Consider the following 15,318-nt stretch of genomic DNA (forward strand, 5'->3'; position numbering starts at 1 on the left):
TTTCATGATCGAGATGACACTGCGGGAGATCGCGGACGTCGTCGGCGGCACGCTGCACGACGTACCCGACCCGGAGGTACGGGTGACCGGTTCGGTCGAATTCGATTCGCGGCGCGTCGGTCCCGGTGGCTTGTTTCTCGCGCTGCCCGGCGAACGCGCGGACGGTCACGATTTCGCCGATGGCGCGATCGCCTCGGGCGCGGTCGCGGTGCTCGCCGCGCGACCGGTTGGTGTTCCCGCCGTCGTGGTGGCTCCGAAACCGGGCACGGTGCCCGCGAGTTCGGTGGCGCTGGCCGGTGATTCGGACGGTTCCGGCGCGGCGGTGCTCGCCGCGCTGGCCGCACTCGCACGGGTGAGCGTGGAACGGCTCTCGCGCCCGCGCGCCGACGGTGGTCCCGGACTGACCGTCGTCGGGGTCACCGGCTCGTCCGGGAAGACCTCGACCAAGGATCTGCTGGCCGCGGTGCTCGAGCCGCTCGGCCCGGTGGTGGCGCCGCCCGGTTCCTTCAACAACGAACTCGGCCACCCGTGGACGGCGTTGCGCGCCGACGAAGCGACCCGCTTCCTCGTGCTCGAGCTGTCCGCGCGCGGGCCGGGGCATATCGCCGCGCTGGCCGAGATCGCCCCGCCCGCGATCGGCGTCGTTCTCAACGTCGGCACCGCGCATCTCGGCGAATTCGGCAGTCGCGAGGCCATCGCGAAGACCAAGGGCGAACTGGTGGAAGCGCTGCCCACCGCGGGCGTCGCCGTCCTGAACGCCGACGACCCCCAGGTCGCCGCGATGGCTTCGCGCACCGCGGCGCGGGTGGTCACCGTCGGCTGCGCCGCGAGCGCGGAGATCCGCGCCACCGATATCACCCTCGACGATCGCGCGCGCGCCGCGTTCACCATGCACACCACGAGCGGATCGGTCGAGGTGCGGCTCGCCGTGCACGGGGAACACCAGGTCGGCAACGCGCTGTCGGCGGCGGCGGTCGCGCTGGCCTGCGGCGCCGAACTCGACTCGGTCGCCGCGTCGCTGTCGGGCGCGACGGCTGCCTCCGCGCGCCGGATGGACGTGCGAACCACCGACGACGGCGTCACCGTCGTCAACGACTCCTACAACGCCAATCCCGATTCGGTGCGCGCCGCCCTCAAGGCGCTGGTGACCATGTCGAAGTCGGGCGACGCGGCGCGCCGCAGCTGGGCGGTGCTGGGTGAGATGGCCGAACTCGGCGCGGAATCGGTGCTCGAACACGATCGCATCGGCAGGCTCGCGGTGCGTCTCGATGTCGACCGCCTGGTCGTGGTCGGCGACGGGAGACCGTCCCGCGCGATGCACCAGGGCGCGGTGATGGAAGGCTCATGGGGCGAGGAGTCGATCCTCGTCCCGGATATCGGCGCGGCCATCGCGCTGCTCGACGCCGACGTCGAGGCCGGTGACGTGGTGCTGGTCAAGGCATCGCAGTCGGTCGGCCTGTGGGCGGTCGCCGAGCATCTGACGAGCCGGGAACGTGCGGACGATCGCCGGGGCAGCACGGAGGCAGCGCAGTGAGACAGATCCTATTCTCGGCGGCCATCGCCTTGGCGGTGTCCATCCTGCTGACCCCGCTATTGATCCGCTTCTTCGCCAGGCAGGGTTTCGGGCAGGAGATCCGGGTCGACGGCCCGGCCAGCCACCAGGCCAAACGCGGCACCCCGACGATGGGTGGCGTCGCCATCCTGATCGGCATGTGGGCCGGATATCTCGGCTCGCACCTGATCGGCGTCGGCTACGACGCGGAGGGACCGACGGCGTCCGGGCTGCTCGTGCTCGGGCTCACTACCGCGCTCGGCGTGGTCGGCTTCATCGACGACTTCATCAAGATCCGCAAGGGCCGCAACCTCGGGCTGACCGCGGCGGGCAAGTACATCGGACAGCTCACCGCAGCCGTCGTCTTCGGCGTGCTGGCGCTGCAGTTCCGCAACGACTACGGACTGACCCCGGCCAGCAAGCACATCTCCTATGTCCGCGACATCACGACGGTGTCGATGGGCGTGATCTTCTTCCTGCTGTTCGTGAGCCTGATCGTGGTCGGCACCTCGAACGCGGTGAACCTCACCGACGGTCTGGACGGTCTGGCCGCAGGCTCGATGAGCCTGGTGATGGGCGGCTACGTCATCATCACGTTCTGGCAGTATTACCACGCCTGCGCCACCAAACCCGAGGCCGGTTGCTACAACGTGCGCGATCCGCTCGACCTGGCGCTGGTCGCCGCCGCGGGCGCCGCCGCGTGTATCGGCTTCCTGTGGTGGAATGCCGCGCCCGCCAAGATCTTCATGGGCGACACCGGATCGCTGGCGCTCGGCGGTCTGCTCGCGGGCATGGCCATCACCACCCGCACCGAACTGCTGATGGTCGTGCTCGCGGCGCTGTTCGTCGCCGAGACGCTGTCGGTGATCCTGCAGGTCGCGGTCTACCGCACCACCAGGAATCGATTGTTCAAGATGGCGCCGTTCCACCATCACTTCGAACTCAGCAAGTGGGCGGAGACGACGGTCATCATCAGGTTCTGGCTGCTGGCGGGCATGGCATCGGCGGTCGGGCTCGGTTTGTTCTACAGCGAATATCTCTCCGCGGTCGGGTGACAGAAGAAGCGATGGTCGAACATACTCCGCGGGCCCTGCGATCTCCGGGCCCCATGCTCGAATTCCTGCGTGGCCGTGACGTTCTCGTCGCGGGCTGGGGCGTCTCAGGGCGCTCGCTGATCGAGCCGCTGCGCGATATCGGCGCCAATCCGGTGGTCACCGACGCGGGCGCGAAGGCGCTGGCCGAGGCCGCCGAATTGGGGCTCGAGGTCGCCACCTGCGCGCAGTTGGAGGTGGGCGCCTCCGACGATCCGGCCGGGCTCGGGCGATTCGCGCTGGTCATCACCAGTCCCGGTTGGCGACCCGACTCCCCGGTGCTGGCCGCCGCGGTGACCGAGGGCATCCCGGTCTGGGGCGATGTCGAATTCGCCTGGTGGGTCGACCAGGCCAGGATCTACGGACCCGTGCGCAAATGGCTGGTGGTGACCGGGACCAACGGCAAGACCACAACCACCCAGATGACCCACGCGATCCTGCGCGCCGCGGGCATCGCCAGCGTGGCCTGCGGCAATATCGGCCTGCCGATCCTGGACGCGCTGCGCCGCAATCCCGGCCCGCAGGTGCTCGCGGTCGAACTGTCCTCGTTCCAGCTGCACTGGGCGCCGTCGGTGCGCCCCGAGGCGGGCGTCGTGCTCAATGTCGCCGAGGACCACCTGGACTGGCACGGCGGACTCGACGCCTACGCCGCCGCGAAGGCGCGCGCGCTGTTCGGGCGCGTCGGCGTGGTCGGACTCGACGATCCGGTGGCGGCCTCGCTGGCGCGCCGGGCCAAGGCGCGTCGGGTCATCGGATTCCGCGTCGGGGTGCCCGCCGACGGTGAACTCGGCGTGGTCGACGGCAAACTGCTCGACCGTGCCTTCACCAAGGCCGCGATCCTGGCCGAGGTCGGCGACATCAGCCCGCCGGGACCGGCCGGTGTCGCGGACGCGCTCGCCGCGTCCGCGCTGACCAGGGCCATCGACGTGGCGCCGCAGTTCGTGCGTGAAGGTCTGATGGAGCACAAGGTCGGGCCGCACCGGTCGGCCTTCGTCGGCGAGGTCGGCGGCGTCGAATTCGTCGACGATTCCAAGGCGACCAACCCGCACGCGGCGCGCTCCTCGATCCTGGCGCACCCGCAGGTGGTCTGGATCGCGGGCGGCCAGCTCAAGGGCGCGAGCGTCGAGGATCTGGTGGAGGAGGTCGCCGAGCGGCTCGTCGGCGCGGTCCTCATCGGGGCCGACGCACCGGTGATCGCGGCCGCGTTGGCGCGACACGCGCCCGAAGTCCCGGTCGTCGAGGTGCGCTCGGGGGACGATGCTCTGGTGCGCGATGACCCGGCGAGTGCGGAGAAGGCCGACGCGGTGATGGCGCAGGCGGTGCGTACGGCGGCCGCGTTGGCGAGCCGCGGCGACACCGTGCTGCTTGCGCCCGCCGCCGCATCCCTTGACATGTTCACCGATTACACCCACCGCGGACGCAGTTTCGCCGACGCGGTGCACGCGCTGGAAGACGGTGACATCGGGCGGCACCTATGACGGAGACGACGCGACGGGGCCGGGCGGCGGGCGGTAAGCCCACGCCCGACAAGGCCGCAGGGGTTACGGGGGCCGCGCGCTTCGGCGCCTGGCTGGCCCGCCCGCTCGCGTCGTTCCACCTGGTGGTCACCATCGCGATCCTGCTCACCGTGCTCGGATTGGTGATGGTGCTCTCGGCTTCCAGCGTCGAGTCCTATGCCTCCGACGGTTCGGCCTATTCGCTGTTCATCCAGCAGGCCATGTTCGCGGGCATCGGCTGCGTGCTGTTCTACCTGGCGCTGCGGATTCCGATGAAACGGCTGCGGCAGTGGTCGTTCCCGCTGTTCGCGGCCTCGGTGCTGTTGCTGCTGCTCGTGCTCATCCCCGGTATCGGCGCCGAGGTGCAGGGCGCGCGACGCTGGTTCGTACTCGGGCCGATCTCCATCCAGCCGTCGGAGATCGTGAAGGTCACGCTGGTGGTGTGGGGTGCGCATCTGCTGGCCTCGCGGCGCTCGGAACACGCGAGCCTCAAGGACATCCTGGTTCCGCTGGTGCCATCGGGTCTGCTGGTGTGCCTGCTCGTGGTGCTGCAACCGAATCTGTCCACCACCATCGCGCTCGGTATCGTGCTCGCGGCGCTGCTGTGGTTCGGCGGGCTGCCGGTGCGCCTTTTCGTCACGATCGCGATCTCGGGTGTGATCGCCGCGGCGGTGCTCGCGCTGTCGGCCGGTTACCGCTCCGATCGCATGCGGGCGTTCTTCAGTCCGGGCGACGACCCGCAGGGCATCGGATACCAGGCCCGCCAGGCGCTGTACTCGCTGGCCGACGGCGGCATCTGGGGTCGCGGACTCGGCCAGAGCCGGGCCAAGTGGAGCTATCTGCCCAACTCGCACAACGACTTCATCTTCGCCATCATCGGCGAGGAACTCGGCTTCCTCGGCTGCGCGCTGGTACTCGGCCTCTTCGCGCTGTTCGTCTACACCGGGCTGCGCATCGCGGCCCGCTCGGTCGACCCGTTCCTGCGCCTGCTCACCGCGACCGCGACCACCTGGATCACCGCGCAGGCGCTGATCAACATCGGCTACGTGGTCGGCTTGCTTCCGGTCACCGGACTACAGTTGCCGCTGGTGTCCGCGGGCGGTTCGTCGCTGGCGATCACCCTGTTCATGTTCGGCATCATCGCCAACGCGGCCAGGCACGAACCCGAGGCGGTGGCGGCGTTGCACGCGGGACAGGACGGCCGGGTCAGCAGGCTGCTGAGACTGCCCAAGCCCGAGGTGTATTCGCCCGCGAAGGCGGAGTCGGCGAGGGCGAGGCGCGCGGCCGCGCAAGGTTCGCGTGGCGGCGCGCCGCGCCAGGGCGGGCAGGGGCGCAAGCCGTCGGAGCCGCGCCGCACGACCGAACGGCAACGCCGCCGCTCCGCCGAGAGCCGAGGCACCAGCTCCCTGCGCGCCACCCGCGCCTGGGAGCCGACATATCCGATGCCACATGCGAGAGAACGGGGTAGATCCAGGTGAGTGACGTGCGGTCCGGGCTTTCGGTGATCGTCGCGGGCGGTGGTACCGCGGGACATATCGAGCCCGCCCTCGCCGTCGCGGACGCGCTGCGCCGACTCGACGACTCGATCCGGGTGACCGCGCTCGGCACCGAACGCGGACTGGAGACGACGCTGATTCCCGAGCGCGGCTATCCGCTGAAACTGATTCCCCCGGTGCCGTTGCCGCGCAAGCCGAGCGCCGACCTGCTGCGCCTGCCGGGCCGGGTCCGCGCCTCGGTGGCGCGCACCCGCGAGATCATCGAGGCCGAACGCGCGGATCTGATCATCGGATTCGGCGGTTACGTCGCGCTGCCCGCCTATCTGGCCGCAGGCCGCGGCGTGCTGCGGCGTGGACGGGCGGTGCCGTTGATCGTGCACGAGGCCAACGCCAAAGCCGGTATCGCGAACAAGGTCGGCGCGCGCCGCGCGGCCCGCGTGCTCGCCGCCGTGCCGGATTCCGGACTCGCGCGCGCCGAGGTGGTCGGCATCCCGGTGCGCGCGGCCATCACCGACCTCGACCGGGTCGCGTTGCGCTCCGAGGCGCGCGCGCATTTCGGCCTCCCGGCCGTTGGCACCGTGCTGCTGGTGTTCGGCGGGTCCCAGGGCGCGCGCACCTTGAACGAGGCGGTGTCGGGGGCCGCGCCGCAGTTGGCGGCGGCGGGCATCTCGGTGCTGCACGCGCACGGCCCGAAGAACACGCTTTCGCTGCCCGAGACCGGCGACGGCGGTCGCTACGTCGCGGTGCCGTACCTGTCCAGGATGGATCTGGCCTACGCCGCCGCCGACGCCGTGGTGTGCCGCTCGGGGGCGATGACGGTGGCCGAGGTGTCCGCGGTCGGCCTGCCCGCCTTCTACGTGCCGCTGCCGCACGGCAACGGCGAACAGGAACTGAATGCGAGACCGGTGGTCGGCAAGGGTGGTGGCAGAATCGTCCCCGATTCGGAACTGACCCCGAAATACGTGATCGACGAGGTGATCCCGCTACTCATGGACCCGACCCGGCTGAGCGAGATGTCCCGCGCCGCGGCAGGCGCCGGACATCGCGACGCCGCGGACACGGTGGCGCGGATCGCGGTGGAGGTAGCTCGCCGTGCCCGATGATCGTTCGGCGCTGCCCCCCGACCTGGAGCGCGTGCACATGGTCGGCATCGGCGGCGCTGGTATGTCCGGGATCGCGCGCATCCTGCTCTCCCGCGGCGGCGCGGTCTCCGGGTCCGACGCCAAGGAGAGCCGCGGCGTGCTCGCCCTGCGCGCACGCGGCGCGCAGGTCCGCATCGGCCACGACGCGAGCGCGCTGGATCTGCTACCGGGCGGCCCGACGGTGGTGGTGACCACCTTCGCGGCCATCCCGAAGGACAATCCCGAACTGGTCGAGGCCGCACGGCGCGACATCCCGGTGCTGCTGCGCCCGACCGTGCTCGCCTCGCTCATGCGCGGGCACCGCAGCCTGCTCGTGTCGGGCACGCACGGCAAGACCTCGACCACCTCGATGCTGATCGTGTCGTTGCAGCACTGCGGATTCGATCCGTCCTTCGCGGTCGGCGGCGAACTCAACGAGGCTGGCACCAACGCCCACCACGGCACCGGCGGGATCTTCGTGGCCGAGGCCGACGAGAGCGACGGCTCGCTGCTGCAGTACGACCCCGATGTCGCCGTCGTCACCAATATCGAATCCGACCACCTGGATTTCTTCGGCACCGACGAGGCGTACGTCCAGGTCTTCGACGATTTCGCCGACCGGCTGGTCGACGGCGGGCTGCTCGTGGTCTGCCTGGACGACCCCGGTTCGCGCGCGCTGGCCGAACGGGTCGGGCCGCGGCTGGCCGAGCGCGGGGTGCGCGTACTCGGTTACGGCTCCGGCGAACTCGCCGACGCACCGGTCCCGGTCGGGGTGCGGCTGCACAGCTGGGAGCCGCGTGACGTCGGCGGTGTCGCGCAGTTCCAGCTGAGCGACGAATCCGGCCCTCGGACGCTGCGGCTTTCGGTGCCGGGCAGGCATATGGCCCTCAACGCGCTGGCCGCGCTGCTCGCCGCCCGCGCCGCGGGCGCCGACCTCGACGAGATCGTGCAGGGGCTGGAGGGTTTCGGCGGCGTGCACCGCCGATTCCAGTTCGTCGGCCGCGAGAACGGCGTCCGGGTGTTCGACGACTACGCCCACCACCCGACCGAGGTGCGCGCGGTGCTCGGCGCCGCGGTCGAACTGGTGCAGCAGGAGGCGCGCGACGGCGCGCGGTCGCGGCAGGGCCGGGTGATCGTGGTGTTCCAGCCGCATCTCTACAGTCGCACCGCGACTTTCGCGGCCGAATTCGGCGAGGCGCTGAGCCTGGCCGACGAGGTCGTCGTCCTCGACGTCTTCGGTGCGCGCGAGAAGCCGCTGCCCGGCGTGAACGGCGCGCTGGTCGCCCAGAACGTCACCGCGCCGGTGCACTACCAGCCGGACATGTCGCGGGTCGGTCGCCAGGTCGCTGGGCTCACCATGCCCGGTGACGTGGTGATCACCATGGGTGCGGGCGATGTCACCATGCTGGGCAGCCAGATTCTCGACGGGCTCCGGGCGCGGCCGCAGTACGGGCGGTGAGGGTGCCGTCCGGCGAGGGACGATCGCAGTGGCGCGCGGAGATGTCGCGCCGCCTTCGTTCCGGGGCACGGGGTCGCGGAATCGGCGGGACGTCGGAGCGGGCGGGCGCCGGGGCAGCGGCTCGCACCCGTTCCGGGACACGCGAACGCAGCGGATCCGTGGCGTCGGGACGCGTCAGCGCCGGGACGGTGGGACAGCCTCGTCCCGGGGCGCGGGATCGTGTTCGCGCTGAGACCACGGAGCACACGGAGACTTCAGGGCGCGCCGAGGAGCCGGGCGGCGTGCGTTTCGAGGCCTCGCGGCGCGTCGGCGCGGAGCTGGTGCGGCGCTTGCGATCCGAACGGGTCGGCGGGTTGCGGCAGCTGCGGCTGTGGGGTTTGCTCGCCGTCGCGTTGCTCACCGTTGCGCTGGTTTCGGCGTGGTTCACCCCGATGCTGTCGGTGCGCACGGTCGAGATCGACGGTGCGGTGGCGGTGTCGCAGGATCAGGTGCGTGAGCAGTTGCGGGTCGAGTCGGGTCGTTCGATGTTGCGGATCGACACCGTCGAGATGGCGCGCCGGGTCGCGACACTCCCGAAGGTGCGCACCGCGCGGGTGCAGCGAGTGTTTCCCTCGACGGTGCGGGTGACCGTGGTCGAGCGTGCGCCGCTGCTGTATTTCGACAGCCCGCAGGGCGCGCACCTGATGGATGTGGACGGTGTCGAGTACGCCATCGAGGCCGCGCCGATCGGGGTGCCGAAACTGGTCGCCGATCGGCCCGGCGCGGCCGATCCGGTCACCGTGGCCGCGGTCGCGGTGCTCGCGGTGTTGCCGCCCGCGTTGACGATCCAGGTGGCGCAGGTTCTGGCGCGCACGGTGTCGGACATCTCGCTGCAGCTCACCGACGGCCGGTCGGTGCTGTGGGGCGGCGCGAACGACGCCGAGCGCAAGGCGCAAGTGGTGTTACCCCTGCTGACACGCGAAGGAACAGTGTTCGACGTTTCGAGTCCTAATCTGGTCACGGTAAAGTGATCGACACCTATTGCGCCTACGGATCTTTCGATACCGCCGAGTCTTTTCGGCGTCGCGGAGATGCGCGGGGGCCGGGGGCAACCGTTCACGATACGACGTATCGCGCGGCGAGACGAGAGGGATCACAGAAGATTCTGTCACTCGTCTCGGCGCGCCTGCGCGCGTATCGCGGCGGCTGCGAATAGCGTTCCGCACCAGTCGGATACTTGACATTACGCTAACCCTATGGTTCAGGTTTAGGGTTTGCCCGTACGGCGGGACGTGAGGGCAGCGACCGGGCGGCCATGGCGAAATGTCCTGAATCCGAAAACGACAGGCTTTAGATCGAAGGAAGGCGAGAGCCCATGACGCCCCCGCACAACTACCTTGCAGTGATCAAGGTCGTCGGTATCGGCGGCGGCGGTGTGAATGCCGTCAACCGGATGATCGAACAGGGACTCAAAGGTGTCGAGTTCATCGCGGTCAACACCGATGCCCAAGCCCTGCTGATGAGCGATGCCGACGTCAAACTCGACGTCGGCCGTGAACTGACCCGAGGTCTCGGCGCGGGCGCCGATCCCGAGGTCGGGCGCCGTGCCGCCGAGGACCACAAGGACGAGATCGAAGAGGTGCTCAAGGGCGCCGACATGGTCTTCGTCACCGCGGGCGAGGGCGGTGGCACCGGCACCGGCGGCGCACCGGTCGTGGCGAGCATCGCGCGCAAACTCGGCGCGCTCACCATCGGTGTGGTCACCCGCCCGTTCTCCTTCGAGGGCAAGCGGCGCGGCGGCCAGGCCGAGACCGGCATCAACCTGCTGCGCGAATCCTGCGACACCCTCATCGTCATCCCGAACGACCGGCTGCTCCAGCTCGGCGACGCGGCGGTGAGCCTGATGGACGCGTTCCGCTCCGCCGACGAGGTGCTGCTCAACGGTGTCCAGGGCATCACCGACCTGATCACCACCCCCGGCCTGATCAACGTCGACTTCGCCGACGTCAAGAGCGTCATGTCGGGCGCGGGCAGCGCCCTCATGGGCATCGGCTCGGCGCGCGGTGAGGGGCGATCGGTGAAGGCGGCCGAGGCGGCCATCAATTCGCCGCTGCTGGAAGCGTCCATGGACGGCGCGCACGGCGTGCTGCTCTCGATCGCGGGCGGCTCCGATCTCGGCCTGTTCGAGATCAACGAGGCCGCTTCGCTGGTGCAGGAGGCCGCGCACATCGAGGCCAACATCATCTTCGGAACGGTGATCGACGATTCGCTCGGCGACGAGGTGCGCGTCACCGTGATCGCGGCCGGATTCGACGGCAGCGGTCCGCCACGACGATTCGAGATACCTCGGTCCGGTTCCATCGGCCCTGGCGTCGCCGGTGAGATCGGCAGCGGTTCGCGGCCGAGTCCGGTCACCTCGCGGCCGCCCGTCGAACCCACGTCGCGCCCACCGACCCCGTCCAGGGTGTCCGACAGCTTCACGCCCCGCTCCAGTTACTCCGACAGTTCGACGACCCGCCCCGACTCCTCGCTGTCGGGTACGAGGCCGTCCTTCTCGTCCCAGGACCCGGATGACGACGACGACGTCGACGTGCCGTCGTTCATGCGCCGCTAGGTCGCACCGCACACCGTGAGGCTGATCCGAACTCGGATCAGCCTCTTGCCGTGTTTTCTCTCCTGTCGGGTCGAGGTTGTGCCGTGTTCACGGAGGCGGGCATTCGCGCCGTGCGGGATTCGCCGTGCGGAAGTCGCGTGACCAGCGGTGTTCGGCCGGTCGCTGGAGTCGCCACTACCCTCGCAGTCATGACTGCCGCTGCGACGCTGACCGTTCGACGGGTGACCACGACGCGGACGGGCGGCTTCTCCGCGCCGCCGTACGACTCGTTCAATCTCGGCGATCACGTCGGCGACGATCCGGAGGCGGTGCGGCGTAATCGACGACGGCTGGCCGATGGCATCGGCCTGACGCCGGACCGGCTGGTCTGGATGGAGCAGATCCACGGCCGCGCCGTCGAGATCGTGGACGGCCCGCGCGCCGAGCCGGTGCCCGCCACCGACGCGCTGGTGACCACCGTGCCGAATCTGGCGCTGGTCACCCTGTCGGCGGACTGCGTGCCGGTGCTGCTGTCCGACGACGAGGCCGGGGTGATCGCGGCGGTGCACGCGGGCCGCATCGGCGCCCGCATCGGCATCGTCCCGATCGTGCTGGAGGCGATGGTGTCGGTCGGCGCGCGCGTCGAGCGCATCGGCGCGTTCCTCGGGCCCGCGGCCTCCGGTCGGCAGTACGAGGTGCCCGCCGCCATGCGCGCCGACGTGGAAGCGCACTTGCCCGGCAGCGCCGCCACCACGGTGCGCGGCACGCCGTCGCTGGATCTGCGTGCGGGCATCCGCGCCCAGCTGGTCGCGGCGGGCATCGGTGGCGTCGCGGTTGACCCGCGATGCACCATCGAGGACAAGACATTGTTCAGTCACCGTCGCGGCGCGCCCACCGGGCGGCTCGCGGGTGTGATCTGGATGCAGACGGGTATGTGAAGTACGGGTGTGTCCCAGTGCGGGCACGACGGGGTCGGCGATGCGCCCGCCCTCGGTGGTGACGGGAAAGGTGGGGTCGATGTGAGCGGAACCGCGGAGTCGGCGGTGCGGTCGCGCGGGGCGGAACTCTCGCTGCGGCTCGGGCATCTGCTGGCGCGCGTGGAAGCGGCCTGCCTTGCCGCGGGCCGAGCGCCGGATTCGGTGCGGTTGCTGCCGGTGACCAAATTCTTCCCGGCCTCGGATGTGGAACTGCTGTACGGACTCGGCAGGCGGGAGTTCGGCGAGTCGCGCGAGCAGGAGGCAACGGCCAAGGTCGAGGCGCTGCGCGACCGACTCGATGGCGAGGTCCGCTGGCACATGATCGGCAGGCTGCAACGTAACAAGGCGAGGGTTGTAGCGCGATGGGCGCACACCGTGCACTCGGTGGACAGCGAGCGCCTGGCAACGGCCCTCGACACGGGCGCGCGCGCCGCTCTCGACGCGGGGCAGCGCTCGTCCGCGCTTCGAGTGCTGGTCCAGGTCAGCCTCGACGACGATCCGGCGCGCGGCGGGGTGGCCGCGGTCGATCTGGACCGGCTCGCCGACCGGATCGCGGGTTTGCCGGGACTCGTGCTGGGCGGCCTGATGGCCATCGCGCCACTCGGCGTCGAACCCGATAGCGCCTTCGACCGACTTGCGATCTTGCACACGTCGTTGCGCGCGCGACACCCCGCCGCGACCGAGCTTTCCGCAGGAATGTCGGGGGATCTGGAGTCGGCGGTCGAACATGGTTCGACCTGTGTGCGTGTCGGTACCGACCTGATGGGCGCGCGACCGATAACCTCGGCGTAGCAAAGAAACCTCACCAGTCACATTCGACACATATGCTTGGGACGGACGAGGGGCTGAGCAAGACTTCAACACCCGGCCGCCACCGGGGCCGAAGGAAGGTCGACCAGATGAGCACGCTGCACAAGTTCAAGGCGTACTTCGGCATGGTTCCTCTCGAGGATTACGAAGACGACTACGTCGACGATCGCGCCCCTCGCGGTGTCGAACGCGGCGGTGCCCGGCCCCGTGGTTACTCCGACCGGGCGGGCTACGGCGCCGACCGCTACCCCGAGGACCGCTACGGTCCCGAGCGGTACCCCGCCGAGCGATACGGCCCCGACCGGTTCGAGGACGAGTCCGAATATCCCGAGCCCGCGTACAAGTCGCCCTACAAGGCGGGTTACGGTTCCGACCGCTACGGCGACGAGTCGTACGGCGAGGATCGCTACGAGGCGCCGCGGCGCCCGACGCGCATCGACGCCGCGCCGTCCTCTGGCGCCCGCTTCCGCGCCGGTGGCGGTGCGCCGATGCTGCGCGGCGCCACCAGGGGTGCGCTCGCCGTGGATCCCGATGCCGAGGAGCGGCGACTCGAGGAGCGCATGCGCCAAGAGCCCGTCGTCACCCGTCGGCCCGGGATCTTCGAGGACGGAGGTCCCTTGTCCAAGATCACCACACTGCGTCCGCGCGACTACAGCGAGGCGCGCATCATCGGCGAGCGGTTTCGCGAGGGCAACCCGGTGATCATGGATCTGGTCGATCTGAGCAATGCCGACGCCAAGCGGCTCGTCGACTTCGCGGCGGGCCTGGCCTTCGCCCTACGCGGCTCGTTCGACAAGGTCGCCACCAAGGTGTTCCTGCTCTCACCGGCCGACGTGGACGTATCGGCGGAGGAGCGTCGCCGGATGGTGGAAACCGGCTTCTACAACCAGAAATAAGCGGGTGGGCCGGGGGGTTCGCCGCGCCGGGCTCGGCCGGGGCGGCGCGGTCATTTTGCGCGGCGCGGATTTTCGGGCAGAGTGAACTCCGTGGCCTTGTTCGCGGTGCTGTACTTCGTACTGTTCATCTTCTGGCTGTTGCTGATCAGCCGGGTGATCGTCGAGTTCGTGCGTAGCTTCGCCCGCGACTGGCGGCCGACGGGGGTCGTGGTCGTCGTCCTGGAGGTGATCTTCACGATCACGGATCCGCCGGTGAAACTGCTGAGACGGCTGATACCACCGGTGTCTCTGGGGGGAATTCGCCTTGACCTGTCGATAATGGTCCTGCTTTTCATCGTCTTCATCCTGATGTCGATCGTGAGCAGGCTCGGGCAACCGGTAGCTCCGGTGTGACAGAATGGGCCTAGATACCGTGCCAGATCTGCTAGATCTCCAAAAGACGCGTGAAGGGATCCTTCCATGCCGCTGACTCCAGCCGATGTGCACAACGTCGCGTTCAGCAAACCGCCGATCGGGAAGCGCGGCTACAACGAGGATGAGGTAGACGCCTTCCTGGATCTCGTGGAGCAGGAGCTCTCGCGTCTGATCGAGGAGAACGCGGACCTGCGCCAGCGGGTCGCCGAGCTCGACGCGGAACTGGCCGATGCGAAGAAGAATCGCTCCGTCGCCCCCGCCACCGTCAAAGTGCCGGTGCCACAGGCCCCTCCGCCTCCTCCGGAACCGATCAAACCCCCGGTCCAGCAGGCGCCGCCCGCCCCGATGCCGGTGGCGCCCCCGGCCCCGAAGGACGCTCCTGGCGCGGACGCGAATTTGCAGGCCGCCAAGGTGTTGAGCCTCGCCCAGGAGATGGCGGACCGGCTCACCAGCGACGCGAAAACCGAATCCGAGAATTTGCTGTCGAATGCCCGCGCGAATTCCGAGCGCCTGGTCGGCGATGCCCGCACCCGCTCCGAGGCGATGATCGCCGACGCGCGCCAGAAGTCCGACGCGATGCTCTCGGACGCGCAGAACCGCTCCGACAGCCAGTTGCGCCAGGCCAAGGAGAAGGCCGACGCCCTGCAGGCCGACGCCGAGCGCAAGCACTCCGAGATCATGGCGACCATCACCCAGCAGCGCAGCGTGCTGGAGAGCCGGATCGAGCAGCTCAAGACCTTCGAGCGCGAGTACCGCGTGCGTCTGAAGTCGTACCTGGAATCGCAGCTCGAGGAGTTGGAGAACCGTGGATCGGCGGTGCCGGTGGACGGCGGCGAGGCGTTCGCCGACGTCAACACCGCCAACAACCTCGCACCCGCCTCGTTCGCCAAGGGCGGCAAGTAGCCACCGCCGGGTCGCTGTTGGAATAGCAGCAGGTACCGAACCGTCTGGGATACCCTGTAGGGGGTTCTCATGCTCGTACTGACGCTGGTCCTGGCCGCCATCGGATTCGCCCTGCTCGTCACCGCGCTGACCACCGGGTCGGTGCTGTGGGCCTGGGGCTGCATCGTCGTCTGCGTGCTCGGTGCGGTGCTGTTGCTGGTCAGCGCGCTTGCCATGCGCAGGCCCGACGGCGATGTACCGCCACCGCCCGGTCGGCACGCGAAGCGTTGACCGGGCCGCCCGTGCTCGGGTACTCCCGAGCTGCGGGCCGCGCGCCGAAATCGTGTTGACGGTGACGGCTAGAATCGAAGAACACGGCGTCGATCCGGCCATCACCGGGGAGTCTTCGGAAGAACGGCGCGTATCGCGCGCTCAGTAGAACCGAACGGGTCGAGCCCGTCACAGCTCGCAACGAAGTGGTCCGGCACGCGTATGCGCCGGTCAAGCGGGGTGGTACCGCGGTTTCGGCGCACCGGTCGCCGTCATCGTCCC

14 protein-coding genes are annotated in these 15,318 nt (G+C 69.6%); all 14 read left to right on the forward strand.

Annotated elements, in window-relative coordinates; genetic code table 11:
- Positions 1–4 precede the first annotated feature (4 nt).
- The 14 genes from IT779_RS27905 (at position 5) to IT779_RS27970 (ending at position 15,057) form a co-directional block, all read left to right on the forward strand.
- Positions 5–1,534, forward strand: a complete 1,530-nt coding sequence (locus tag IT779_RS27905) for a UDP-N-acetylmuramoyl-tripeptide--D-alanyl-D-alanine ligase (RefSeq protein ID WP_196152398.1) — start codon at positions 5–7, stop codon at positions 1,532–1,534.
- Complete coding sequence (gene mraY, locus IT779_RS27910) at positions 1,531–2,607, forward strand: phospho-N-acetylmuramoyl-pentapeptide-transferase (protein WP_196152399.1); 1,077 nt, start codon at positions 1,531–1,533, stop codon at positions 2,605–2,607. The genes IT779_RS27905 and mraY overlap by 4 nt, the downstream gene beginning before the upstream one ends.
- 53 nt (positions 2,608–2,660) lie before the next feature.
- On the forward strand, positions 2,661–4,121 hold the full coding sequence (murD, locus tag IT779_RS27915) for a UDP-N-acetylmuramoyl-L-alanine--D-glutamate ligase (RefSeq protein ID WP_196152400.1): 1,461 nt from the start codon (positions 2,661–2,663) through the stop codon (positions 4,119–4,121).
- Positions 4,118–5,617: a putative lipid II flippase FtsW gene (ftsW, locus tag IT779_RS27920; RefSeq protein WP_196152401.1), complete on the forward strand. Its 1,500-nt coding sequence runs from the start codon at positions 4,118–4,120 to the stop codon at positions 5,615–5,617. Before murD ends, ftsW begins: the two co-directional genes overlap by 4 nt.
- On the forward strand, positions 5,614–6,738 hold the full coding sequence (gene murG / locus IT779_RS27925; RefSeq protein WP_196152402.1) for an undecaprenyldiphospho-muramoylpentapeptide beta-N-acetylglucosaminyltransferase: 1,125 nt from the start codon (positions 5,614–5,616) through the stop codon (positions 6,736–6,738). The genes ftsW and murG overlap by 4 nt, the downstream gene beginning before the upstream one ends.
- A 37-nt stretch (positions 6,739–6,775) precedes the next feature.
- On the forward strand, positions 6,776–8,215 hold the full coding sequence (gene murC, locus IT779_RS27930; protein ID WP_232542186.1) for a UDP-N-acetylmuramate--L-alanine ligase: 1,440 nt from the start codon (positions 6,776–6,778) through the stop codon (positions 8,213–8,215).
- Positions 8,216–8,496: 281 nt separating this feature from the next.
- A complete protein-coding gene (locus tag IT779_RS27935) occupies positions 8,497–9,225 on the forward strand; it encodes a cell division protein FtsQ/DivIB (RefSeq protein WP_332839001.1) in 729 nt (242 codons plus the stop codon).
- Between the two features lie 344 nt (positions 9,226–9,569).
- Positions 9,570–10,808 carry a cell division protein FtsZ gene (ftsZ, locus tag IT779_RS27940; RefSeq protein WP_196152405.1) on the forward strand — a complete coding sequence of 413 codons (1,239 nt, stop codon included), beginning with the start codon at positions 9,570–9,572 and terminating at the stop codon, positions 10,806–10,808.
- A gap of 188 nt (positions 10,809–10,996) precedes the next feature.
- Entirely contained in the window at positions 10,997–11,725 is a 729-nt protein-coding gene (gene pgeF, locus IT779_RS27945; RefSeq protein ID WP_196152406.1) for a peptidoglycan editing factor PgeF, read from the forward strand.
- 81 nt (positions 11,726–11,806) lie between these two features.
- Positions 11,807–12,556, forward strand: coding sequence for a YggS family pyridoxal phosphate-dependent enzyme (locus tag IT779_RS27950; protein WP_408637801.1), 750 nt, complete (start codon positions 11,807–11,809; stop codon positions 12,554–12,556).
- Positions 12,557–12,663: 107 nt separating this feature from the next.
- Positions 12,664–13,470 carry a cell division protein SepF gene (locus tag IT779_RS27955; RefSeq protein ID WP_196152407.1) on the forward strand — a complete coding sequence of 269 codons (807 nt, stop codon included), beginning with the start codon at positions 12,664–12,666 and terminating at the stop codon, positions 13,468–13,470.
- 90 nt (positions 13,471–13,560) lie between these two features.
- Positions 13,561–13,863 (forward strand): YggT family protein, encoded by a 303-nt coding sequence (locus tag IT779_RS27960; protein WP_040705884.1) that lies wholly within the window; start codon positions 13,561–13,563, stop codon positions 13,861–13,863.
- Positions 13,864–13,929: 66 nt separating this feature from the next.
- The gene (gene wag31, locus IT779_RS27965; RefSeq protein ID WP_196152408.1) at positions 13,930–14,787 is read left to right on the forward strand and encodes a DivIVA-like cell division protein Wag31; all 858 of its coding nucleotides are present in this window, start codon (positions 13,930–13,932) and stop codon (positions 14,785–14,787) included.
- A gap of 69 nt (positions 14,788–14,856) precedes the next feature.
- Positions 14,857–15,057 carry a hypothetical protein gene (locus tag IT779_RS27970; RefSeq protein ID WP_196152409.1) on the forward strand — a complete coding sequence of 67 codons (201 nt, stop codon included), beginning with the start codon at positions 14,857–14,859 and terminating at the stop codon, positions 15,055–15,057.
- The last annotated feature ends 261 nt before the right edge of the window (positions 15,058–15,318 follow it).

Source organism: Nocardia bovistercoris, assembly GCF_015674855.1.
Classification (GTDB): Bacteria; Actinomycetota; Actinomycetes; order Mycobacteriales; family Mycobacteriaceae; genus Nocardia; species Nocardia bovistercoris.

What these genes read in the sequence shown, in the direction of transcription:
- IT779_RS27905 (WP_196152398.1), top strand. Translation starts at nt 5, where the DNA reads ATGATCGAGATGACACTGCGGGAGATCGCGGACGTCGTCGGCGGCACG.
- murD (WP_196152400.1), top strand. Translation starts at nt 2,661, where the DNA reads ATGCTCGAATTCCTGCGTGGCCGTGACGTTCTCGTCGCGGGCTGGGGC.
- pgeF (WP_196152406.1), top strand. Translation starts at nt 10,997, where the DNA reads ATGACTGCCGCTGCGACGCTGACCGTTCGACGGGTGACCACGACGCGG.
- wag31 (WP_196152408.1), top strand. Translation starts at nt 13,930, where the DNA reads ATGCCGCTGACTCCAGCCGATGTGCACAACGTCGCGTTCAGCAAACCG.
- IT779_RS27955 (WP_196152407.1), top strand. Translation starts at nt 12,664, where the DNA reads ATGAGCACGCTGCACAAGTTCAAGGCGTACTTCGGCATGGTTCCTCTC.
- ftsZ (WP_196152405.1), top strand. Translation starts at nt 9,570, where the DNA reads ATGACGCCCCCGCACAACTACCTTGCAGTGATCAAGGTCGTCGGTATC.
- IT779_RS27970 (WP_196152409.1), top strand. Translation starts at nt 14,857, where the DNA reads ATGCTCGTACTGACGCTGGTCCTGGCCGCCATCGGATTCGCCCTGCTC.
- ftsW (WP_196152401.1), top strand. Translation starts at nt 4,118, where the DNA reads ATGACGGAGACGACGCGACGGGGCCGGGCGGCGGGCGGTAAGCCCACG.
- murC (WP_232542186.1), top strand. Translation starts at nt 6,776, where the DNA reads ATGGTCGGCATCGGCGGCGCTGGTATGTCCGGGATCGCGCGCATCCTG.